This is a genomic window from Bacteroides sp. OM05-12, assembly GCF_003438995.1.
Lineage (GTDB): Bacteria > Bacteroidota > Bacteroidia > Bacteroidales > Bacteroidaceae > Bacteroides.
Map to the genome: position 1 here is coordinate 25,057 of NZ_QSUN01000020.1, position 21,493 is coordinate 46,549.

The 21,493-nt window shown below is 40.1% G+C and carries 25 protein-coding genes; 12 read left to right on the forward strand and 13 right to left on the reverse strand.

From position 1 onward, the window contains the following. Window positions 1-17 precede the first annotated feature (17 nt). The 3 genes from DXB63_RS13515 (at window position 18) to DXB63_RS13525 (ending at window position 2,397) form a co-directional block, all read left to right on the forward strand. Window positions 18-1,571 (forward strand): bifunctional response regulator/alkaline phosphatase family protein, encoded by a 1,554-nt coding sequence (locus DXB63_RS13515; RefSeq protein WP_122126942.1) that lies wholly within the window; start codon window positions 18-20, stop codon window positions 1,569-1,571. A 16-nt stretch (window positions 1,572-1,587) separates the two neighbouring features. Continuing rightward, on the forward strand, window positions 1,588-2,001 hold the full coding sequence (gene tsaE / locus DXB63_RS13520) for a tRNA (adenosine(37)-N6)-threonylcarbamoyltransferase complex ATPase subunit type 1 TsaE (protein WP_122126943.1): 414 nt from the start codon (window positions 1,588-1,590) through the stop codon (window positions 1,999-2,001). A gap of 186 nt (window positions 2,002-2,187) precedes the next feature. Continuing rightward, window positions 2,188-2,397, forward strand: a complete 210-nt coding sequence (locus DXB63_RS13525) for an immunity 17 family protein (protein ID WP_122126944.1) — start codon at window positions 2,188-2,190, stop codon at window positions 2,395-2,397. A gap of 6 nt (window positions 2,398-2,403) precedes the next feature. Here DXB63_RS13525 and DXB63_RS13530 read toward each other — a convergent pair whose 3' ends face one another. From DXB63_RS13530 to dnaE, 3 genes are read right to left on the reverse strand one after another with little or no spacing between them, the layout of a single operon-like run. Continuing rightward, on the reverse strand, window positions 2,404-2,739 hold the full coding sequence (locus tag DXB63_RS13530) for a hypothetical protein (RefSeq protein WP_122126945.1): 336 nt from the start codon (window positions 2,737-2,739) through the stop codon (window positions 2,404-2,406). 33 nt (window positions 2,740-2,772) lie between these two features. Continuing rightward, window positions 2,773-3,093, reverse strand: a complete 321-nt coding sequence (trxA, locus tag DXB63_RS13535) for a thioredoxin (protein WP_122126946.1) — start codon at window positions 3,091-3,093, stop codon at window positions 2,773-2,775. 43 nt (window positions 3,094-3,136) lie between these two features. Continuing rightward, window positions 3,137-6,931, reverse strand: coding sequence for a DNA polymerase III subunit alpha (gene dnaE / locus DXB63_RS13540; RefSeq protein WP_122126947.1), 3,795 nt, complete (start codon window positions 6,929-6,931; stop codon window positions 3,137-3,139). Window positions 6,932-7,145: 214 nt separating this feature from the next. On the opposite strand from dnaE, the gene DXB63_RS13545 reads away from it, so the two are divergent. The 3 genes from DXB63_RS13545 (at window position 7,146) to DXB63_RS13555 (ending at window position 8,895) form a co-directional block, all read left to right on the forward strand. Further along, window positions 7,146-7,832, forward strand: a complete 687-nt coding sequence (locus DXB63_RS13545) for a phosphatidylserine decarboxylase family protein (protein WP_122126948.1) — start codon at window positions 7,146-7,148, stop codon at window positions 7,830-7,832. 10 nt (window positions 7,833-7,842) lie between these two features. Then, on the forward strand, window positions 7,843-8,550 hold the full coding sequence (gene pssA, locus DXB63_RS13550) for a CDP-diacylglycerol--serine O-phosphatidyltransferase (protein WP_122126949.1): 708 nt from the start codon (window positions 7,843-7,845) through the stop codon (window positions 8,548-8,550). Window positions 8,551-8,613: 63 nt separating this feature from the next. Continuing rightward, complete coding sequence (locus DXB63_RS13555; protein ID WP_122126950.1) at window positions 8,614-8,895, forward strand: DUF4834 family protein; 282 nt, start codon at window positions 8,614-8,616, stop codon at window positions 8,893-8,895. Window positions 8,896-8,920: 25 nt separating this feature from the next. On the opposite strand, the gene DXB63_RS13560 is transcribed toward DXB63_RS13555, so the two are convergent. Next, window positions 8,921-9,355: a nucleoside deaminase gene (locus tag DXB63_RS13560; RefSeq protein WP_122126951.1), complete on the reverse strand. Its 435-nt coding sequence runs from the start codon at window positions 9,353-9,355 to the stop codon at window positions 8,921-8,923. A gap of 3 nt (window positions 9,356-9,358) precedes the next feature. After that, window positions 9,359-9,592, reverse strand: coding sequence for a hypothetical protein (locus DXB63_RS13565; RefSeq protein WP_122126952.1), 234 nt, complete (start codon window positions 9,590-9,592; stop codon window positions 9,359-9,361). A gap of 70 nt (window positions 9,593-9,662) precedes the next feature. Here DXB63_RS13565 and DXB63_RS13570 point away from each other — a divergent pair, with 70 nt between their 5' ends. Genes DXB63_RS13570 through DXB63_RS13580 form a run of 3 tightly spaced genes read left to right on the forward strand, consistent with a single transcriptional unit; the run spans window position 9,663 to window position 11,135 of the window. After that, window positions 9,663-10,028, forward strand: a complete 366-nt coding sequence (locus DXB63_RS13570; protein ID WP_122126953.1) for a YraN family protein — start codon at window positions 9,663-9,665, stop codon at window positions 10,026-10,028. 14 nt (window positions 10,029-10,042) lie between these two features. Next, window positions 10,043-10,399, forward strand: coding sequence for an MmcQ/YjbR family DNA-binding protein (locus DXB63_RS13575; RefSeq protein ID WP_122126954.1), 357 nt, complete (start codon window positions 10,043-10,045; stop codon window positions 10,397-10,399). Further along, on the forward strand, window positions 10,386-11,135 hold the full coding sequence (locus DXB63_RS13580; protein ID WP_122126955.1) for a biotin--[acetyl-CoA-carboxylase] ligase: 750 nt from the start codon (window positions 10,386-10,388) through the stop codon (window positions 11,133-11,135). The genes DXB63_RS13575 and DXB63_RS13580 overlap by 14 nt, the downstream gene beginning before the upstream one ends. Before the next feature lie 8 nt (window positions 11,136-11,143). On the opposite strand, the gene DXB63_RS13585 is transcribed toward DXB63_RS13580, so the two are convergent. The 8 genes from DXB63_RS13585 to DXB63_RS13625 all read right to left on the reverse strand — a co-directional run bounded on the left by DXB63_RS13585 (window position 11,144) and on the right by DXB63_RS13625 (window position 18,657). After that, window positions 11,144-11,827: a hypothetical protein gene (locus DXB63_RS13585; RefSeq protein ID WP_122126956.1), complete on the reverse strand. Its 684-nt coding sequence runs from the start codon at window positions 11,825-11,827 to the stop codon at window positions 11,144-11,146. Between the two features lie 526 nt (window positions 11,828-12,353). Next, entirely contained in the window at window positions 12,354-12,959 is a 606-nt protein-coding gene (locus tag DXB63_RS13595; RefSeq protein WP_122348275.1) for a hypothetical protein, read from the reverse strand. Between the two features lie 28 nt (window positions 12,960-12,987). Further along, a complete protein-coding gene (locus DXB63_RS13600; RefSeq protein WP_122126959.1) occupies window positions 12,988-14,295 on the reverse strand; it encodes a hypothetical protein in 1,308 nt (435 codons plus the stop codon). Window positions 14,296-14,310: 15 nt separating this feature from the next. After that, window positions 14,311-15,597 (reverse strand): tetratricopeptide repeat protein, encoded by a 1,287-nt coding sequence (locus DXB63_RS13605; RefSeq protein ID WP_122126960.1) that lies wholly within the window; start codon window positions 15,595-15,597, stop codon window positions 14,311-14,313. Window positions 15,598-15,609: 12 nt separating this feature from the next. Next, complete coding sequence (locus DXB63_RS13610) at window positions 15,610-16,515, reverse strand: DUF6175 family protein (protein WP_122126961.1); 906 nt, start codon at window positions 16,513-16,515, stop codon at window positions 15,610-15,612. Window positions 16,516-16,613: 98 nt separating this feature from the next. Beyond that, window positions 16,614-17,084 carry a hypothetical protein gene (locus tag DXB63_RS13615; RefSeq protein WP_178300668.1) on the reverse strand — a complete coding sequence of 157 codons (471 nt, stop codon included), beginning with the start codon at window positions 17,082-17,084 and terminating at the stop codon, window positions 16,614-16,616. Between the two features lie 11 nt (window positions 17,085-17,095). Continuing rightward, window positions 17,096-17,935 carry a hypothetical protein gene (locus DXB63_RS13620; protein WP_122348277.1) on the reverse strand — a complete coding sequence of 280 codons (840 nt, stop codon included), beginning with the start codon at window positions 17,933-17,935 and terminating at the stop codon, window positions 17,096-17,098. Between the two features lie 17 nt (window positions 17,936-17,952). Continuing rightward, window positions 17,953-18,657 carry a hypothetical protein gene (locus tag DXB63_RS13625; RefSeq protein ID WP_122126963.1) on the reverse strand — a complete coding sequence of 235 codons (705 nt, stop codon included), beginning with the start codon at window positions 18,655-18,657 and terminating at the stop codon, window positions 17,953-17,955. Window positions 18,658-19,071: 414 nt separating this feature from the next. On the opposite strand from DXB63_RS13625, the gene pyrH reads away from it, so the two are divergent. The 3 genes from pyrH (at window position 19,072) to rsgA (ending at window position 21,476) form a co-directional block, all read left to right on the forward strand. Next, complete coding sequence (gene pyrH / locus DXB63_RS13630) at window positions 19,072-19,782, forward strand: UMP kinase (protein ID WP_122126989.1); 711 nt, start codon at window positions 19,072-19,074, stop codon at window positions 19,780-19,782. A gap of 132 nt (window positions 19,783-19,914) precedes the next feature. Then, window positions 19,915-20,475, forward strand: a complete 561-nt coding sequence (gene frr, locus DXB63_RS13635) for a ribosome recycling factor (RefSeq protein WP_122126964.1) — start codon at window positions 19,915-19,917, stop codon at window positions 20,473-20,475. A gap of 68 nt (window positions 20,476-20,543) precedes the next feature. Next, window positions 20,544-21,476 carry a ribosome small subunit-dependent GTPase A gene (gene rsgA / locus DXB63_RS13640; RefSeq protein WP_122126965.1) on the forward strand — a complete coding sequence of 311 codons (933 nt, stop codon included), beginning with the start codon at window positions 20,544-20,546 and terminating at the stop codon, window positions 21,474-21,476. The last annotated feature ends 17 nt before the right edge of the window (window positions 21,477-21,493 follow it).

Here is a 21,493-nt window from a genome sequence, read left to right on the forward strand (position 1 = left end):
AATTAAAAAGGCGGAAAATGAAAAAGGACCATTTACTTTGGGTGGACGATGAAATAGATATGCTGAAACCGCACATCCTATTTCTACAAAGCAAGGGATATGAAGTGAGCACGGTAACCAACGGACAAGATGCGCTCGACCTTTGTAAAGAGACAACGTTCGATTTGATTTTCCTGGACGAGAATATGCCCGGCATCAGTGGTTTGGAAACATTGGCTCTGATAAAAGAAGTCAGCCCGAACGTGCCCGTCGTGATGATAACCAAAAGCGAAGAAGAAAACATCATGGATATGGCTATCGGTTCCAAAATTGCCGACTACCTGATAAAGCCGGTCAACCCGAACCAGATATTACTGACACTGAAGAAAAACCTGCATAAGAAAGATATCATCACCGAAGTGGCAAACAGCGGTTATCAGCAAAACTTCAACAAGATAGGTATGCAGATAAACGACTCGCTTACGTATAATGACTGGAAGGAAGTGTACAAGCGGCTTGTCTTTTGGGAATTGGAACTGGAAGGAACAGACAGCAATATGGCGGAAATGTTGAAGATGCAGAAGTCCGAAGCCAACACCGCCTTTACCAAATTCATTAAAAAGAACTATACGGACTGGATGCAGAACCCGGACGAACGTCCGATGATGAGCCCCGACCTGTTCAAACGCAAGATATTCCCGCTACTGGATGCAGGGGAAAAAGTATTCTTCATCGTTATCGACAATTTCCGTTACGACCAGTGGAGACTGATAAGCAATGAGTTTGCAGACTCTTTCATCATCGAGGAAGATCTGTATTACGGTATCTTGCCGACCGCTACGCAATATGCCCGCAACGCCATTTTCTCCGGATTGATGCCCAACAAGATTGCCGAGATGTTTCCCGAATTATGGGTGGACGAAGATGAAGAAGAAGGCAAAAATCTGAATGAAGCACCCCTCGTACAGACGCAAATAGACCGATACCGCCGCAAGGATACTTTCTCTTATCATAAGATTAACGACTCCGGAGCGGGAGAACGTTTGGTGAATCAATTCAGTCGTTTGAAACAGAATGACTTGAATGTCGTTGTCCTCAACTTCATAGATATGATGTCTCATGCCCGAACCGAATCCAAGATGATGCGCGAACTCGCTTCCACCGAAGCGGCTTATCGTTCCATCACCCTTTCATGGTTCCGCCATTCATCCGTCAATGAATTGTTTAAAGCATTGGCAGAGAGCGATTACAAAGTCATCGTGACGACCGACCACGGCAGTATCCGCGTAGACAATCCGATAAAGGTAATAGGAGACAGAAATACGAATACCAACCTGCGATACAAGTTGGGAAAGAATTTAAGCTATAACCCCAAACAGGTGTTCGAGATAAAAGAACCGTTGAAAGCACAACTGCCCAGCCCGAATGTCAGCACCAGCTACATCTTCGCTACGGGCGGCGACTTCTTCGCTTATCCCAACAATTACAACTACTATGCATCTTATTATAAAGATACATTCCAGCACGGAGGTGTCTCAATGGAAGAGATGATTATTCCTATCATCACGATGCAAAGCAAAAATAAAAGATAATTAAACACTAAATAAGATGGAAATAAAGATTACCTCGTTAGATAACATCCATGATGCTGCCAAACAGTTCATCGCAGCAATGGGAGACAATACCGTATTCGCTTTCTACGGAAAGATGGGTGCAGGTAAAACTACTTTCATAAAAGCCGTATGCGAAGAGTTGGGCGTGACGGACGTCATCAACTCCCCCACATTTGCAATCATCAATGAATATCGTTCCGAAACAGCCGGAGAGCTGATTTATCATTTCGACTTCTACCGTATCAACAAAGTAGAGGAAGCATTCGATTTTGGCTATGAAGACTATTTCTACAGCGGTGCTCTCTGTTTCATCGAATGGCCGGAGCTGATAGAAGAGCTTCTACCGATGGATGCAGTTAAAGTGACGATTGAAGAACAAGCAGACGGAAGCCGTGTGATAACCCTATAAGAAAAGTCAACGGGAACCGTTTGTTTCATTCGGTTCTCCCTTAGGAACTTTTTGTTCCATAATATATGAAACTATTGTTCCACAAAATAAGAAACAAAAGTTTCATAAAATATGAAACAAGAGTTCCACAATATATGAAACTAATGCCTCCTACCGAGGAAACTATAAAAGCCCCCGTACCGTTTTATGTTTGCACAATACTTCGTACAGATTTTATTCGCCTTGACAGGTATCATCTCCCTATTGGCGGCTTTGCTTGACTGGGAATGGTTTTTCTCCGCACAGAATGCGCAGTTTCTGACACGGAGTCTGGGAAGAAAAAAAACACGGCTGTTCTATGGCGTATTAGGATTCGTCCTAATGGGAACAGCCGTGTTCTTGTTTTATAAGAGATAACGTTCTTTATTCTACCTGACCAAGTGAGTTTCCATACTCCATCTCTCCTTGGACTACCCAAAGGATATCTTCCGAAGCATATTCACCCATCTCGTCTTTCTTGGCTTCGCGAATAATATAGTCCACGATTTCATCTTGGTCAATATTGATATATCCATCAGCATCAGGCTGAGCGTCCAGACACCCACTCGTAGAGTAATAATCAACCATTACATCGAGAAAATAGTATAATTCATCATCAGAGAATTTACCCTTTAACTCTTGAGGCAGATAATTCTTGATAAACTCAATCGTCTTCTCATCATCTGCGTCTTCCAATAAGAAATCGTCTTCAAGTCCCATAATATTCTTATTTAATAATGTATACTTATACTCTTATTTAGATGCCAATGCCTCGAACTTTTCCTGCAACTTGTTCTTTGGCAATGCACCGACTGATTTATCAACCACTTCACCGTTCTTGATGAATAGGATGGTAGGGATATTACGAACACCGAATTGTGCCGGTAGATCCGGATTCTCATCAATGTCACACTTGCCTACTACCATTTTACCTTCGTATTCTTTTGCCAATTCCTCTACATAAGGAGCAATTTGCTTACAAGGGCCACACCATGGAGCCCAAAAGTCTACCACCAAAAGTTCGTTGTTCTGTGACAACTCTTCAAAGTTCGAATCTTTAATTTCTAAAGCCATAATCTATTTTTCTTTTTAATTGTTTTCAGATGATGCAAATATACTAATTTATCTTATAATCAAGTTCTGCTTTCGTTCTTAAATATGTTATTAAATCTTTTTGAACGGAAATCTTTAAGGAACGAGACATCAGGTCTACTCCCATCTGACCATCGGCATCTTTCACCTTAAAATAAAGCTCCGCATTACCCGGATGATCTTTAATCAAAGAAGACAGTTCCAATATAAGTTCCTCATTCAATGCTGAAAGAGGGGCAAGAATCGTCAGCTTCTCAATACTTTTCTCTTTCACATCGGTAAGCAGCTCAATAGAAGTCACCTTAATATCCAACTCCTCTGGTTTCCATTGACGGGGCTGACACTTTGCCCTTATAAATAAGAACATTCCAACCGCCAAATAGTTTCTCCATTCAATCCAGTCATTGCCAAAGAAAGGTAGTTCGGCAGATCCGGAATAGTCTTCCATACGAACAATACCGTATGGTTTGCCTGTCTTGCCATAGCCTTCACGTACATTGGTAATGATGCCGCCCATTGTCAAATCCTGATTGGCAAGTGCCGCTTTATCCGCCAAGTCGGCCATGCGTGTCCTGCATACCTCTTCCAATACGATGGAATACTCATCCAGCGGATGGGCAGAAAGATAGATACCTACAAGTTCTTTCTCTTTGTTCAAGCGTTCCAAATCACTCCATGCCGCAGCCGGAAGAATTTCAGGAGTAGCAATATCGACTACGTTCTCGCCACCGAACAAAGAGTTCGCGGCAGCAGCTTTATCCATTTGATACTTATTACCGTAGCGTATCAATGTATCAAGGAATGTCTCGTTCTTACTGTTTACGGCAAAATACTGTTCACGCTTTAACTCCGTAAAACTGTCGAATCCACCGGCAAGAGCCAGGTTCTCTATATTCTTTCGATTGCATGCGCTTAGGTTAACACGTTGCACAAAATCAAATATCCCCTTATACGGACCGTTCGCATTGCGTTCTTCGATAATCGCCTGTACGGCAGCTTCACCTACTCCTTTAATGGCTCCCATACCGAAACGGATATCTCCTCTCTTATTTACGGTAAACTTCAGATTACTTTCATTGACGTCCGGTCCAAGCACGGGGACTCCCATAGCCTTACATTCGTCCATCAACTTCGTGATTTCGGTAATATTTGAGATATTCCGGCTCATTGTAGCAGCCATATACTGCGCCGGATAGTTGGCTTTCAGGTAGGCTGTTTGATAAGCCACCCAAGAATAGCAAGTAGCGTGCGATTTATTGAAAGCATAGGAAGCAAACTTCTCCCAGTCCCCCCAAATCTTTTCAAGGATTTTCGGGTCGTGACCGTTCTTCTTCCCTCCTTCGATAAACTTAGGCTTCATGTGATCCAGTTTGTCACGCAGCTTTTTACCCATCGCCTTACGAAGCGCATCGGACTCTCCACGCGTAAAGTCGGCAAGCAAACGGGATAGAAGCATGACCTGTTCCTGATAGACCGTAATGCCATACGTATCTTTCAGATATTTCTCCATCACAGGGATGTCATACTCGATAGGTTTACGTCCGTGCTTACGGTCGATAAAATCCGGAATATAGTCCATCGGACCCGGACGATAAAGAGCATTCATGGCTATCAAGTCCTCGAACGTAGTAGGCTGCAATTCACGCAAATATTTCTGCATTCCGGCAGACTCGAACTGGAATGTACCGATGGTTTTACCGTCACTATATAGTTTATAGGTAGGAGTATCTTCTATGGAGACCTTATCGATATCCAGCTCAATACCGAGGCTCAGACGAATATTTTCAATCGCTTCTTTAATGATGGACAAGGTTTTCAGTCCCAAAAAGTCCATCTTTATCAATCCCGTATCTTCGATGACAGAGCCTTCATATTGGGTAACCAGCATCTTCTCGCCTGTTTCCTTGTCATCGGCCGTACTAACGGGAACCCAGTCCGTTATGTCGTCACGACAGATAATCGTACCGCAAGCATGCACACCCGTACCACGAACATTGCCTTCAAGCATCTTGGCATACTTAATGGTATCTCTTACCAAAGGATCATTGGATGCTTCCGCCGCCTGCAATTCAGGTACATAAGCAATCGCATTCGGCAGATTCAGTTTCTTTTCGGGTATCTTATCAGGAACTAATTTCGCCAATCTATCCGATTCGGACAATGGCAGTTTCTGCACACGTGCCACATCTTTAATAGCTAGCTTGGTAGCCATCGTACCATAAGTAATGATGTGGGCTACTTTCTCTGCTCCGTACTTCTCCGTTACCCAACGAAGCACTTGCCCGCGACCGTCATCATCGAAGTCCACGTCAATATCAGGCAAAGAAATACGGTCCGGATTCAAGAAACGCTCAAACAGCAAATCATATTTAATCGGGTCTATCTTTGTAATCCCCAAACAATAAGCAACGGCAGAACCGGCGGCAGAACCACGTCCCGGACCGATTGAAACTCCCATGGCACGTCCGGCAGCGATAAAGTCCTGCACAATAAGGAAGTATCCCGGGAAACCCATCGTCTTCATAATGTGAAGCTCGAAGTTCAAACGTTCTTTCGTTTCATCGTTCATATCCTCACCATACCGTTCTCTCGCACCATCAAAAGCCAATTTCCTCAGATAATCCGCTTCAAGCTTAATACGATACAGTTTATCATAACCGCCCAAACGCTTTATCTTATCTTTCGCATCTTCTTCACTCAAGACTACATTGCCATTCTCATCCCGGGTGAACTCATCAAATAAATCTTTTTCAGAATACTTTTGCCGATATCCTTCTTCCGTTCCAAACTCTTCCGGGATGGCAAATGTCGGCATAATCGGCGCATGGTCTATGGAATAGAACTCTACCTTGTCACAAATGTCCACCGTATTAGATAATGCCTCAGGTACATCAGCAAAGATTTCGTTCATCTCCTCCTTTGTCTTCATCCACTCCTGCTTGGAGTAGAGCATACGGTTCGGATCATCCAAATCCTTCCCCGTACTTAAACAAATCAGGCGGTCATGAGCCTCTGCATTCTCCTCATCTACAAAGTGAACGTCATTGGTGCAAATAAGTTTAATATCGTACTTTTTGGCATATTCTATCAAGTGCTTGTTTACATTTAACTGTAATCCATATGCTTCATGATTGGCACGGGGAACAGTAGCCTTATGTAATTGCAGTTCCAGATAGTAATCTTCTCCAAAAAGGTTTTTATACCATTGGATTGCTTCTTCCGCATCATTCAACAGACCTTGCGTTATTTTCTTCGGGACCTCACCTCCCAAGCATGCAGATGCCACAATAAGTCCTTCATGGTACTTCTCCAGTTCCACACGATCCGTACGCGGACGCATATAAAAACCTTCTGTCCACGCTTTAGAGACCAACTTAATTAAATTATGGTAACCTTTTTCATTCTTTGCCAATACAATGAGGTGATAACCGCTTTGGTCTTGTTTACCATCTTTGTCCTGCAAACGCCGACGGGCCACATACATCTCACAACCGATAATCGGTTTAAAAAGTTTCTTTTTCGCCTCTTCCAGCTGCGCTTTACAAGCAGAAAGTTCGGCATCCTTATCTTCACATTCCACCTCTCCCTTCTCTATCGCAGCAATCTTCTTCTTCAGGGTCTTTATCTCACCATTCGTGCCGCTGTTCTTCTTATTTACATAATTGAAGAACTCCTTCACGCCGAACATATTACCGTGATCGGTTATAGCTATCCCCCGCATCCCATTACCTATCGCCTTGTCTACGAGCTTTGAGACACTCGCCTGACCATCCAGGATAGAATATTGGGTGTGGACATGTAAATGAACAAAATCTTGCATATATATTTCAAAAACTGTATTTTACACTCTGCTTCAAAAAGAGTCTAAAGATACTCCACTTTTAATATATGAGCAAAATGAAGTTACAAAAGTTATGAACAACCACACTTTTTTATGGAAATGAAGCTAAAAAAAGTATTTCTAACCGCATTTATTTGCTACATTTTTAAATTAAGTTTATTTTTGCAGACTATAAAATATATATTCATGACTCATGGGTCGACTAAAGAAATTAAAAAAGATAAGAATACATAGAGAAGGTACACATATTCTGGTGGGAGCTTTGATCCTGCTTATTGCCGTCAACGCTTTCTTCTTTTATGTATTTGAATGTAAAATTCCATTCTATTTGGTAGTTGCTACCAGTGCTATCGTTTACGGATTAGTGCTTAACTTCTTCAGATGCCCAATCCGATTATTCGGAGAAGAAACCGAGAAAATAGTCGTAGCCCCGGCAGACGGAAGAATTGTCGTTATCGAGGAAGTGGAAGAGCATGAATATTTTCATGACAAACGCATAATGGTTTCTATTTTTATGAGTATTCTCAACGTGCATGCCAACTGGTATCCGGTAGACGGCACAGTTAAACACGTTTCTCATCAGAACGGAAAATTCATGAAAGCGTGGTTGCCTAAAGCCAGTACGGAAAATGAACGTTCAACGGTTATTATCGAAACTCCCGAAGGTGTAGAGATTATGGCACGCCAGATAGCAGGAGCAATGGCAAGAAGAATCGTGACATACGCCGAACCCGGAGAAGAATGTTATATCGACGAACACATGGGATTCATTAAATTCGGTTCGCGAGTGGATGTATATTTACCTTTAGGTACTGAAATATGTGTCCGTATGGGACAACTGACAATCGGTAATCAAACCGTCATTGCAAAACTGAAATAAAGAAAAGATCATGGCAAATTGTATCACCCGCCACATACCAAACACGGTTACCTGCCTGAATTTGTTTTCGGGATGCATTGCCAGCGTAATGGCTTTTGAAGCTAAATACGAATTAGCAATCGGTTTTATTATACTAAGCGCCGTATTCGACTTCTTCGACGGAATGCTTGCCCGTTTATTGGATGCCAAATCGCCCATCGGAAAGGATCTGGATTCATTGGCAGATGATATCAGTTTCGGTATTGCACCTGCGTTAATGGTATTCTCTTTATTTAAAGAGGTACATTATCCGGAAATGCTTATGGGAATTAAAGACTTCATGCCCTACACTGCTTTCCTTATTGCGGTATTCTCAGCATTAAGACTGGCCAAATTCAATATCGATACCCGACAAACCAGTTCTTTCATCGGACTGCCGGTCCCTGCCAATGCTTTGTTTTGGGGAGCACTGATAGCCGGAACGCATGATGTTCTTATATCCGACTTTTTCAATGCCATCTATCTTTTCATTCTGGTGGTTTTATTCTCCTATCTTCTCATTTCAGAAATACCCATGTTCTCTTTAAAGTTCAAAAACCTGACATGGAAAGATAATAAAGTCAGCTTCATATTTCTTCTCGTTTGTATCCCGTTGCTCGTATTTTTTGGAGTAAGTGGCTTTGCGGCGGTTATAGCATGGTATATCTTCCTTTCTGTTGTGACAATAAAGAAAGGATAAACAAAACTATGGCATACTTGTTGTATTACCATCATCAGAAGAAACGATTAAACGAATAAACTTATGTCAACGATATTGGGACTTTTCTTTTTCATCATTATAATAGTGCTCGTCATCGGCTTGTCTCTCATAAGAGGCGTGCTAAGACTGATTTTCGGCTTTGGACGCAGAACGACTTCACAGAACAGTCAACAAAACCGTACTTATCAAGACTCTTATCGCCGGAATGAAAAGGAAAGTTACAATAATGACTCATCCTCCCAAGCACACAATCGTAAGAAAATATTCGATGACGATGAAGGAGAATATGTAGATTTTGAAGAAGTAAAAGATGATCGGAAATAACCTATAAGATGGTTAAACAACACGGCTAACGTTTATTTCGAAAGAAGTTCTTCATCATATCGGCGCATTCAGACTCCAAGACACCATCCACCACAACTGTTTTAGGATGCAAAGCCTCCGGAGCATACCGACGGTATCCCCGTTTTTCATCCGCAGCACCAAATACCAGTTTACCGGTCTGCGCCCAAGCAATAGCACCGGCACACATCACACATGGTTCTACCGTGACATAAAGGGTACATTCATTCAGGTATTTTCCGCCAAGCACATCGGCAGCAGCAGTAATAGCCTGCATTTCGGCATGAGCGGTGACGTCATTCAACGTTTCCGTCAGGTTGTGCGCCCGGGCAATGATGCGTTCCCTGCACACAACAACAGCCCCGACAGGAACCTCGCCACGCGCAAAAGCCTTATCAGCCTCCATCAACGCCTGTTTCATAAAATAAGTATCATCCAGCATAATTCAACGACGCATATCATGTTCTCCGAAAAGTGTCGGATAGTCTTCTTCCATATTCTTGTAGACAAACATCAAAATAGTCTCGCGAAGCCAACGCGACTTATTCGTTATCTTATATTTTTCCAGATAACGATCCACAATCTGCTGTTCTTCCTCACTCATCAAACATACCATCCTTGTATGCCGACGGGGCTCTGCAGGTGTCACTTTAACACGTTTCTTCACACTCTTTCTCATATTCTCTGCAAATTTAGTTTTACTTCTGTAATTTCAAAAGATAAAAAGCTTATTTTTGCAAAAACATTTTATGGCAGAACACAATACATTCGGAAATGAAGGGGAAAACGCCGCTGCCGAATTTCTAATTGAACACGGCTATCACATCCGGCACCGTAATTGGCGAAGTGGACGCAAAGAACTGGACATTGTGGCAGAAAAAGGAAATAATCTTATTATTGTGGAAGTAAAAAGCCGTAAAGATACGGCATACGCAATGCCGGAGGATGCTGTCGACACAAAGAAAATCAGAAGAATCGTATCGGCGACGGATGCTTATCTCAGGTGTTTCAGCCTGGACTGCCAAGTTCGTTTTGACATTATAACAGTAGTAGGAGATAAAAATAATTTTAAAATAGAGCATATCAAAGAAGCGTTTTATCCGCCCATTTGGTAATAAAGAATTTAACGATGGATATAGAAACCGTAAGAGAATACTGTTTGCAGAAGAAAGGTACGGAAGAATGTCTGCCTTTTGATGATACGACTCTTGTAATCAAGGTGATGGGGAAAATGTTCATTCTGATTGACCTGGAAGGAAGTAACCATATCTGCCTGAAATGCGAACCAGAATATGCCATAGAGCTTCGGGAACGTTATAACGGGATAGACGGTGCTTTTCATTTCAATAAAAAATACTGGAACCAAGTTTCACTGAACAGTGATGTGAATGAAACGCTCATCAAACATTTGATAGACCATTCTTACGAAGAAGTAATAAAGAAATTCACGAAAAAACTAAAAGCCGAATACGATGCACTATCCTGATTTTCCTTTTAAACGGATACATTTAAAAGAGACGAACTCTACCAGCAGTTACTTGCGGACATTATGCAACACACAGGCTACGGAAGAGTTCACTGTGATATCCACAGACTTTCAGACAGCAGGCAGAGGGCAACGGGGTAATTCATGGGAATCCGAAGAGAAGAAAAACTTGCTATTCAGCCTACTGCTGACTCCGTCTTTCCTACCAGCCAACGAACAGTTTATCTTATCCCAGGTTGTATCTTTAAGCATAAAAGAAGAATTGGATACGTACGGCAGTGGTTTCAGCATCAAATGGCCGAATGATATTTACTGGAATGACAAAAAGATATGCGGAATATTGATAGAGAACGATTTACAAGGCAGTTACCTATCTCAAAGTATTGCAGGTATAGGCATTAACATTAATCAGGAAGCTTTCCACAGTTCTGCCCCCAACCCAGTATCACTCAAACAAATAACCGGAAAAGAGCATGATCTCAATTCCATCCTTGAAAACATTCTTTGCCGTTTGGATTCATATTACAAGAAGATACAATCCGGATATATGGAAAGCATATCCCAAACATATTACAACGCATTATTCCGCAAAGAGGTATTCGCAGGGTTTTCAGATAAAAACGGTAAATTCACCGCACGTATCATCAGGGTTGAGCCATCCGGACTATTGGTCGTTGCCGATAAAGACGGCATGGAGCGCTCTTATGCTTTCAAGGAAATCAGTTACATCTTATAAGAGGAAAGTTATCGCGCATTTTCCATTTCAACCATACGAATCTTATCGAGCACTTTCTTTACTTCAAAAGAGGGGAACAGAGCAATCACGCGCTGCAAATACCCTTTTGCTTTTGCATAGTCGGAATTTACCAAATCATTGATATGCTCACGATAACGTGCATATTGCATCTTAGTGGGCACACGAAGTTTTGAATAGGAATGTTCTATTTCCGCCCGCTCCTTTTCCGCATAGTAATAATAATAATTCCCGATAAAGATATTAGCCGGCAAATTATTCACATCCAAAGACAACACTCTTTCATAAAGCTCCAAAGCCTCTTTTTCTTTTCCGCTTTGCGCTTTCAAGTCGGCACAAGCCAAAAGAGCGTCTATATCATCCGGTTGAAGCTTTATCAGTTCGTCATAAAATACATGAGCTTTATTATAATTGCATGCCCGCTTATAATGGTCTCCCAATATAAGTGCCATCTTACTGCTAAAAAGGGTATCATTCGCTGTATGTTTCCAAAAGAAAAGCTCAGCTTCTTCCGTATTTTCCGATACGGCTATACGATAATTTTCTTCCGCTACCTCCCAATCTTCATTGGCAATAGCATACTCTACCTGCTCCATAATGTCTTTGTCAGACATAGCCTGTACGAAAACCGGCATCAGCATCAATAACACCAATAAAATGTAACGAAACTTCATTTAAACCTCCTTTAGTCTAATTTTTAGTCCTACAAAGATAAGTATAAAAACAGAGGAATCATTTGCATCTTTATTTCTTTTAATGAATGTATGCAGTTGTTTATACTTATTACAAAAAAAAGAAGAAAACATCAATTTTCATCCCTCTATTCCCAACAAAAAAGTACCTTCACTTTTATCAACTGCAAGTCAGTCCCTTATCTACAAATAGTGAAGAGGTGAAGGCAAATAAAACCAATTTAAAATTGCGTCAACAAGCAGAAAAGCACCGGTAAAGTCTGTAAAAATCTACCCGGATACTTTTCTACAAACATCCCGATGTTTTTTAAAATTACCGAGATGATTAAAAAAAACATCAGGTCGATTGATAACAAAGATACGGTCCGTTGTTGACAAACTCCTATCGTTTGTCAACAACGGACCGTATGCTAAAATATCCGCTAACAGAAATCATATAACCTGATAAAACCGAAAAGGGAATGCCGAATAAATGAGCATTCCCTTTTCCTCTCTAATCTTGAAAAGATTACTTATTCTTTTTAGAATACAGAGCTTGCTTAGTACGTTTTCTTGCGTCGGCAGCATCCATCTTCACTGTCATTTCCACTTCATAACGTCCTTTGCTTAACTCACGATAAATTTCTACTACCGGAATGATATCCTTAATAGAAAATTCAGACTGAATCTTATTGCTCTTATCCATATCGTCTGATGAGATAACATCTCCTTCACCGAGATCTTCATTTGACATATCGCTTTTCTCGCTGGCTTCAACATCACTTATCGCACTCGTCACCAAGTCTATCTTTGCCTGATTATATGCCACAGCCTTTGCTGCTTTATAGTTACCGCCGATACCTTTTCCACGACCGATGTAATAACGATTACCACCATCTTCATCTTTTTCAATTGCAGCCATTTGAGCCAGTTCTAATTGTTTTGCGACAGGCAAGCTTCCGGCAACCGAACGCCAACCATCTTTTTCGTATTGTTTAGCTTCTTTACGAATATCTTTGCTGGCTTTTGCTTTCAATTCCTTTTTAAGTTCTTTCGTTGTTTGCTGTGCAAAAGCAGGAGTTGCCATCAACAAAACTGCGACTGTCAAAGATAAAATAAACTTCATTGTCTTCATACTTCTTCCGATTTTATAATTAATACTTCTATTTCCAATTCGCCACATACGGCAAATTAATTTGAATACGGGAAACTTCCCCGCTTTGATCATTTCTTATTTCCATAGAACCTTTAATGAAGGCTATACGATAGGCGTTAATAGGAGCTCTTTTCCAATCACCTTCGGCGGTTGTTTCAAAAACATATGTACCGACACCCTGATAAGGAACATTTATATCATTTTTGATTAAAGTATTGACAAGTCCCGGAACCTCAAGAGCGATATTTTGAACAGTAAAAGAGTTGGCATAGCGGGAATTTAAAGTCATACGGACTTTTACATTGGTCAAAGTTGAGTCCGTCTCTGCTTCTGCCGTCAGATAAACCTTACCTTCGGGCATTACCGTCATCTTCTGACCTTTCACGTCAATATAGAATTTATGACTGACCGGCTTGTTGTTCAATCGGAAAGTAGCCTCAACGAAATTCTCTTCGGTTTCCAAACAATCGGCCGCATCATAAAGAATACGGATGGTCTTGCCACCATCTTCACTGCGGGCTGCCAATTGTGAAGCACAGTTGGACTTCAATTTCGGCATTGTAGAGATGGCAATAGGATTGCCCTGCAAAACCAAATGACACTCATATTCTCCAAACCTTGTCGTATTGCCTTGAATCGAAATCATATTATACAACTGCTTGTAAGACTGGCGCAAAGAAGAAACCCGTTTCTTACGCATAGAATCAAAGAAATACTCGTCCAAGGGATCAATCTTCAAAATAGAAGCCTGAATATCCTCTAAGGATTCTATTTCGTTCAAATGATTTTCCAATTCCACCAATTGAGCTTCATATTTCTTGTCTCTTGTTTCAAAATCTTTCACCAACTTCTTTAGTTCCAAACGAGTAAAAGGATATTTGATAGAGTAATCATAGTACACTTGCTTCGTCTTTTTATCCTGCAACTTCTCCCAATAAAACTCTTCGACTTTAGACAATGAAATACCTTGCACAAAAGGAACTGTTGCTGCTTTTACATCCGTACTGGAGCTATAAGTATCAACAAACTCGGTTATTTCATCATTCTCAAGCTTCTGATTCATATTACTTGACTCCGCAAAAGTAATGTTTTGAGCGACAGCCTGGATTATTTGCTTCTTAACTTCCTGCAAACAAGCAGCCTGAGCAGCCTCCAAAGTCGGTTCGTGAGCAGAAACGATCAAATAGTCTTCTACCATCTTCTGATACCAGACAGGAGCTTTCTTTGCACTCTTCTCCACCACTTTAAATTGGGCGGAGACAGAAGACAAAAGCACTACCAGCAAAAATGACGTTATCGTTATTCTTTTATTCATAATCTTTCTTTTTTATTATTTCCACACTACCGGCAAATCCTTGATAATAACCTCGCATCCACGAATCCTTAATTCGACATGTACCAAAGATCCAAGTCGGTCAAATACTTTATTTACATAGAAAGATTCTTTCAAAGGTATACCATAAGGCATTTTCTTGGTATTGTAATACCCAACGGTAGAGCTGCAATCGGAATAAGTGTTTCCATCCGAATCTATGGCACTCATAATACGGACTTCTCCACCGTCTCTATCGCGTGATTTATTAGTGATACGCCCCGTTATTGTAATCCGTTGCTGACTTTCACTGCCTGTACAAGACAAAAGTACAAATTCCAAATCCGGACAAGAAATATTAATCTTGGCATTAAGAGCCGGAGCAGAAGCCGCAGGAGCAGCAACCGGTACTTCTTTAACAACAATCTTTTCTACCGGAACTTCTTTGATAACTTCTTTCTCTACAACCTTCTCTACGGGGACCTCTTTGATGACTTCCTTTTCCACCTCAATTACTTCCGGAGGAATATTGATATATTTCTGAACGGAGTCTGTCAAGGCACGTGCCTCTGCATTACAATTACTGCTTTGAGGAATCTTTGTCAAGACATCTAACGCCTCATCATATTTATGACGGATCAAATAGTTACGGGCCATTAATATTTGCGACTCACATTCCGTGTTCTTCGCAAGTCCATATGCCTGAACCAATGCTTCGGAAGCCTGTTCATAGCAAGGTACTGTTTCCGGAACACAACCTAAATAAGCTATCGCTTCATTACATTTTCCCGTATTAATCATCACCTGAGCTTTCTGAACAATTGTTCCACAGTTCTGTGTATAATGATCAATAACCTTTTGACGGGCGTTACGGATAAAACGGGCATACTGCGAATCCGTAGCCTTAACATTGGCTATGAGCGCACGTAATGTTTCGTCCTTTGAGCCTTTACCGTTACCACTGATGGGGACAACTATACTACCATACAAACTACCATCCAATGCATTCTTCGCCAACAAAGTCAACTCTGCCTTAATCAGAGATACATTACGGATTAATCCTTCTGTACTCATCTCCTCTAAAAGGTTCAATTGAGGTTCAACCACGAAGGCATTGTACATAGACGTAGCTCCGGCACCATTGCGAGAAAGGATTTGCTCCACTTTCAGTTTTAAAGCGTTCGCCACTTGCTGACTCATATCGCCCTCAACAGGTTCTACCGCAGTAAAATTAATCGCATCTTGAGCGTGGATATGTACAGATAATCCCAATATCAGGATAAATAAAATCTTTATTTTCTTCATACTCTACCAGTATTATTGAATAACAATCCAAATTTGCTGACCGGAGCTAGCTTTTGTTTTAGGTTCATGTTCTTCGGAAGTGAGCAATCCTTTTAAGAAAGAGATCAATGGTCCTCTCACTTTCGTTACATTGTAAGGTTTTCCACTTACCTGGTCATAAATAGGCACTTTCATGGAAATGTCAATCACCATATCAGAACTGTTAATATCATAATTGCCTCCATAAGAATTATTGGAAAGCCAATCCTGAAGTTCCGTTTCCAAATCATTTCCCGTCTTCATTTCCGTATACGGATCAATGCCGCTATTAGGACCCAATTCGATTCTTACATTCAAATTACGTCCTTTTTCCATCATCTCATTGAAACCGTTTTGAAGTTGAGTGAAAAAGTCATCGTTCACCTTACCCAAAGCTCTCTCCGCTAATTTCAAAGAATCCTGCGTTATGAACTTATCGCTCGTATAACTTGCATTAGCAAAAGATTCACCACTAATAGCTTCTGCAGCCTGCAGTTCCAGACTAACTTCCGAAGAACCATTCGCGTGCTTGTTCACAAAGATTTTCACCTCTACAGATATATCTGCTTTTGATTCTAACACGACATCTTTAACCGGGTCACTCTTCGCACCCGTCGTTGCAGAAATTATATCATTTCTTTTACTTGCTTTCAGCAGAGTAACGAAATCCTTCGTCGTAAACCCACGGTTGCCGAATTCTTCTTTCACTTTACTAACAGCCCTACTGACCAACGGATTATTCTCTATTAGCTGACGCACATCTTGTCCCTCTTTTGCATAAGGAACAACAATAACATTAGGTTGTCTCACATTATTAGCCGTACCGCGTGTTGCAGATTCCTGTGAATATCCGGGCAAAGCCAACATACATGCAAACACTAACCAAATAAGTTTCTTCATATCTTATATTTTATTGATTAAAAAAGAATAAAAAGTCCTGTCTTGCATAAAAAACTCTATGTAAGACAAGACTCCCAAACATTTATATCAAAGGAAAATTATCTAAATCCTAGTCCTCCTCCTACTTTATTTTCGATCAGGTTCTGTCGCAGAGCTTTTAAGTTTACAGTTATGTCAAACGGCATACTTTTCACTTTCTGTCCCTTCACTTTTGCCAAACTACCGACAGATACAACACTCGTAATAAAATCTTTGTAGCGTTTTCCTTCAAAGAAATTTGAAAGAAAATCCGCATGCTTAGCTTCTACGGAAGACTCCGGCTCACTAATCATTTTGTTATGACCGGGAAACCCTACGTATAAAACCGCACGCATTACTCTGATCTCAGCATCTTCACGGGCATTTGCTTCTTTTTTTCCATAACCTAAAGCACGAATCACTACATTATTCGCATCAATCTCTTTCACCAGATTGACAGAACCACCATAGTTTACCGGCTTCACTTTCTGAGCACACAGATAACCTGTTGAGAATAAAGCAAAAAAGAGAAATAAAATTTTCAGTTTCATAGCTTACTACTTTATTTAAGAATCAATTTACATTGCAACCAGCTAGTACTGGACGAATTTTGGAATTTTTCGATTATTCCATCCTTTCCATCACTAATGCCACATGTGGATGTACCGTCCGGCATCATTTCCTTTACTTTAATGATACCCACAGGAACATTTGTCTGCGTCCCGTCTTTTGCCATTGTAACATATTTCACTTGGAAAGTATCGCCTTTCTTTATTCCTTGATTCTGTCCGCAATTAATAACAACTTCATTTCCATCATACTTTGTTATGGTACCATATACTGCAAAATTATTAACGAAGTAATTCGTCATTTTTTCAGTCATGGATTGCAGAGCGTCGTCCAATGCTGCATCTTTTGTGTTTTTCACAATCATATTCTTAAAGTTGCTGACAAAAGACCTTTCATCGGCAACCTCAGCCTTATCAGAAGCAGCATTTACCACAGATAGCTTTAAGGTTACCACACAAGTATAGCCGTTTGCACCACCTGTTTTCTTTGTAAATTTACATTTGGTAATATTACAATGCAATGTATAATCATTTAATAAACCTTCCAAAATTTCTCTTCTTTTTTCATCCGGGAGGTCCATAAAATCTTCACGCATCATATATTGGCTTTCTGCACTTGCCATTTCATCATCCAAAACCGTGAATCGACCGGATGCTGTAGCAACCTCACCAACTTTGGCCTTAATCATATCCAAGAACCTCTCATGGAGAGGTTCTACAGATTTAAAATCACCCATACGTAAAACTAAGGATGTTTTATTTAAATCTTGAGCTTGTAACGCAACAAAAACGCCACAGACCAAATACAAAAAAGCTCCTAATATTCTTTTCATCACTTAATAATAATCTATTAGTTATTTTTAGCTTGCTTCAATGCCTCAGAATTTTCCTTAATTCCTCTTTGAATCAATGGAATCAATTGAGCAGACATTTTAATAGCTTTCATTGATGATTTAATTTTCTTACCTAAAGTCATTGCCTTTAACGGGTCGGAAGCCAAATCAGTTAAAGCAAGCGGGCCTTCCAAAGCCAGATTTGTTGCTTGAAGCGAAGCTGTCGTCAATTCCAAAGAAGCCATGCTATATGTCTTCAACGCATCTGCTTTTTTAATTTCCTCACCTGTCTGCTTGTTCTTTATATCCATTATCGTAATTGTATCACCGTCCTCATCAGCTTCGTAACGGGTATTAATTTCAATAAAACCTATATTTTCCTCAACACCTTTCATTCTTGCAAAAAGTTCGTTCGTATGAACGAAGAAGCTATCTACATTTGCCAAACCTGAATTAGGTTCAATCGGCTTATAGTTCTCCATGAATTTCTCATAGTCAGCGCGCAATTTAGCAATTTTCATATCCTTAGCTTCTGCTTTGGCCTCTGCTTTTTCCGCACTTTCCAGTTCTTTCATTTCCTTTGCTTCTTCTTTCGCTTTTCTCTTTGCCTCTTTTGCTTCCATTTTAGCAGCTTTCTTTTCCTCTTTTGTCATTTCTTGTGCTGCAACATAGGTTGTTTGCAATAAAAACATTCCTACCAAAATAAATAAAAACTTTTTCATAATAATAAATCAACTTTTAAATTTTAAATATTAAATGTGTTATAATCCCCGAGGAAATCGTTAAACATACTGCTCTTTTTTTAACAAATAAAAGTTCATTCAGAGCATAGTAGCTTGTTCGTCGGGACAAATATAATTATTACTTTTTAATTATTTTATATTTTGGGAATAAAAAAGAAGAAGTTTTTATCATTTATATCATAATATTTTTTAATATATGAAAATAATCACTGAAAACGGTGATGCGGAAAAATAATAAACAGTTAGCATATTTATTAGAAATGTAACAACGTATAAAGAACGAGTTAAAATTCTATTTGGAAGAAAAATCAACAGACAACAAAAAGCAAAACATTTACACCGATTATTAAATAAGAAATTCGTATGTTTGTAACCAATAAATTCAAAACTATTATGGTAAAATACAAAAGAATTCTCCTGAAATTAAGCGGGGAAAGCCTGATGGGAGAAAAACAATACGGAATCGACGAAAAACGCTTAGCGGAATACGCTGCACAAATCAAAGAAATCCATGAATTGGGCGTACAAATAGGTATCGTCATCGGAGGAGGAAATATATTTCGTGGGCTTAGCGGAGCATCCAAAGGTTTCGACCGCGTAAAAGGAGACCAAATGGGAATGCTTGCAACCGTTATTAACAGCCTGGCATTAAGTTCCGCACTCGGTTCTACCGGAGTTAAATCCAAAGTACTTACTGCGGTACGTATGGAACCCATCGGAGAGTTTTACAACAAGTGGAAAGCTATCGAATGCATGGAAAACGGAGAAATCGTTATTATGTCCGCTGGAACAGGCAACCCTTTTTTCACGACGGATACCGGTTCTTCATTAAGAGGCATAGAAATTGAAGCCGATGTTATGTTAAAAGGTACGCGCGTAGACGGAATTTATACGGCAGATCCCGAAAAAGACAAAACCGCGACCAAGTTCAAAGAAATCACTTACGATGAAATTTACCATCGCGGGTTAAAGGTTATGGACTTGACGGCTACCACCATGTGCAAAGAGAATAATCTACCCATAGTCGTATTCGACATGGATACAGTAGGCAATCTCAAAAAAGTTATCCTCGGAGAAGAAATCGGTACATTAGTTCATAATTAAAAGACAAACATTCGCATATCTTTAAGCATGAAAATAAACATGAAATACGTCTAAGTATTTGCAGAAGACCAAAAAATCATTTATTTTTGTTCCATTGAAGATAGAAAGAATAACTAATAAAAAGCATAAATTATGATTGACGTAAACGTTTGCATCAACGAAGCACAAGAGAAGATGGATATGGCCATCATGTACTTGGAAGAAGCATTGGCTCATATCCGTGCAGGAAAAGCAAGTACCAGACTATTAGATGGAATCAGAGTAGACTCTTATGGAAGCTTGGTTCCCATCAGTAATGTCGCAGCGGTAACAACTCCGGATGCACGTAGTATCGCCATCAAACCTTGGGATAAAAGTATGTTTCGTGCCATAGAAAAGGCAATCATTGATTCCGATTTAGGTATCACTCCCGAAAATAATGGCGAAATTATCCGTATTGGGATTCCTCCTCTGACAGAAGAGCGCCGTAAACAACTGTCAAAACAGTGCAAAGGTGAAGGTGAAACGGCTAAAATCAGTGTTCGAAATGCCCGCCGAGATGGTATAGATGCATTAAAGAAGGGATTGAAAGACGGTCTGCCCGAAGATAGCGAGAAAGACGCAGAAGCCAAATTGCAAAAGATTCATGATAAGTACATCAAGAAAATTGATGAAATGCTTGCAGAAAAAGATAAAGAGATTATGACTGTTTAATAAGTAATGACAAGGATGTGGCAAAAGTATTCTGCTACATCCTTAATCATTTTCCCAATACGCAATTAATGAAAGGATTAGTTATAAGAAGTACCGGTAGCTGGTATCTTGTAAAGACTGAAGAAGGTAAAGAAATTGAATGTAAGATAAAAGGTAACTTCCGTTTAAAAGGAATTCGGAGTACAAATCCTATTGCGGTGGGCGACCATGTACAGATTATAGCTAACAATGAAGGAACTGCTTTCATTACTGAAATAGAAGACAGAAAGAACTATATTATTCGACGGGCCTCCAATCTCTCCAAACAATCACATATTCTTGCTGCCAATCTTGATCAATGTATGTTGGTCGTAACAATCAACTATCCGGAAACTTCAACCATCTTCATCGACCGTTTCCTCGCTTCCGCAGAAGCATACCGAGTACCTGTAAAATTAATATTCAACAAAATAGACTCTTATAGCGAAGAAGAACTTCATTATTTGGATAATCTTATTTCTTTATATACCTACATTGGCTATCCTTGTTTTAAGATCTCAGCACTAAACGGTGAAGGAATTGACGCGGTAAAAAAAGATTTGCAAGGCAAAGTAACATTGTTTGCCGGTCATTCCGGAGTAGGGAAATCCACCCTAATCAATGCCATACTACCGGAACAAAACATAAAAACAGGAGCTATCTCGACTTACCATAATAAAGGGATGCATACAACCACCTTTTCAGAGATGTTCCCTATAGATGGAGACGGATACATAATCGATACTCCCGGCATCAAAGGCTTCGGCACATTCGATATGGAAGAAGAAGAAGTAGGACATTATTTCAAAGAAATATTTCAATTTTCCAAAGACTGCAAATACAATAACTGCACGCATACTCATGAGCCGGGATGTGCCGTAAGAAAGGCCGTAGAGGAACATCTGATAAGTGAATCCCGATACTCTTCTTATTTAAATATGTTGGAAGATAAAGAAGAAGGCAAATACCGGGCCGCCTATTAACATTATTTTGCCTTGTT

Coding starts and splice junctions, on each gene's coding strand:
- dnaE (WP_122126947.1), bottom strand. CDS start 6,931: ATGCAAGATTTTGTTCATTTACATGTCCACACCCAATATTCTATCCTG.
- DXB63_RS13605 (WP_122126960.1), bottom strand. CDS start 15,597: ATGAAGAAAATAAAGATTTTATTTATCCTGATATTGGGATTATCTGTA.
- pyrH (WP_122126989.1), top strand. CDS start 19,072: ATGGTAAAATACAAAAGAATTCTCCTGAAATTAAGCGGGGAAAGCCTG.
- DXB63_RS13530 (WP_122126945.1), bottom strand. CDS start 2,739: ATGGGACTTGAAGACGATTTCTTATTGGAAGACGCAGATGATGAGAAG.
- DXB63_RS13610 (WP_122126961.1), bottom strand. CDS start 16,515: ATGAAGAAACTTATTTGGTTAGTGTTTGCATGTATGTTGGCTTTGCCC.
- pssA (WP_122126949.1), top strand. CDS start 7,843: ATGGCAAATTGTATCACCCGCCACATACCAAACACGGTTACCTGCCTG.
- DXB63_RS13595 (WP_122348275.1), bottom strand. CDS start 12,959: ATGAAGACAATGAAGTTTATTTTATCTTTGACAGTCGCAGTTTTGTTG.
- DXB63_RS13580 (WP_122126955.1), top strand. CDS start 10,386: ATGCACTATCCTGATTTTCCTTTTAAACGGATACATTTAAAAGAGACG.
- DXB63_RS13525 (WP_122126944.1), top strand. CDS start 2,188: ATGTTTGCACAATACTTCGTACAGATTTTATTCGCCTTGACAGGTATC.
- DXB63_RS13545 (WP_122126948.1), top strand. CDS start 7,146: ATGGGTCGACTAAAGAAATTAAAAAAGATAAGAATACATAGAGAAGGT.
- rsgA (WP_122126965.1), top strand. CDS start 20,544: ATGAAAGGATTAGTTATAAGAAGTACCGGTAGCTGGTATCTTGTAAAG.
- frr (WP_122126964.1), top strand. CDS start 19,915: ATGATTGACGTAAACGTTTGCATCAACGAAGCACAAGAGAAGATGGAT.
- tsaE (WP_122126943.1), top strand. CDS start 1,588: ATGGAAATAAAGATTACCTCGTTAGATAACATCCATGATGCTGCCAAA.
- DXB63_RS13615 (WP_178300668.1), bottom strand. CDS start 17,084: ATGAAACTGAAAATTTTATTTCTCTTTTTTGCTTTATTCTCAACAGGT.
- DXB63_RS13565 (WP_122126952.1), bottom strand. CDS start 9,592: ATGAGAAAGAGTGTGAAGAAACGTGTTAAAGTGACACCTGCAGAGCCC.
- DXB63_RS13560 (WP_122126951.1), bottom strand. CDS start 9,355: ATGCTGGATGATACTTATTTTATGAAACAGGCGTTGATGGAGGCTGAT.
- DXB63_RS13620 (WP_122348277.1), bottom strand. CDS start 17,935: ATGAAAAGAATATTAGGAGCTTTTTTGTATTTGGTCTGTGGCGTTTTT.
- DXB63_RS13600 (WP_122126959.1), bottom strand. CDS start 14,295: ATGAATAAAAGAATAACGATAACGTCATTTTTGCTGGTAGTGCTTTTG.
- DXB63_RS13570 (WP_122126953.1), top strand. CDS start 9,663: ATGGCAGAACACAATACATTCGGAAATGAAGGGGAAAACGCCGCTGCC.
- DXB63_RS13585 (WP_122126956.1), bottom strand. CDS start 11,827: ATGAAGTTTCGTTACATTTTATTGGTGTTATTGATGCTGATGCCGGTT.
- DXB63_RS13555 (WP_122126950.1), top strand. CDS start 8,614: ATGTCAACGATATTGGGACTTTTCTTTTTCATCATTATAATAGTGCTC.
- DXB63_RS13515 (WP_122126942.1), top strand. CDS start 18: ATGAAAAAGGACCATTTACTTTGGGTGGACGATGAAATAGATATGCTG.
- DXB63_RS13625 (WP_122126963.1), bottom strand. CDS start 18,657: ATGAAAAAGTTTTTATTTATTTTGGTAGGAATGTTTTTATTGCAAACA.
- DXB63_RS13575 (WP_122126954.1), top strand. CDS start 10,043: ATGGATATAGAAACCGTAAGAGAATACTGTTTGCAGAAGAAAGGTACG.
- trxA (WP_122126946.1), bottom strand. CDS start 3,093: ATGGCTTTAGAAATTAAAGATTCGAACTTTGAAGAGTTGTCACAGAAC.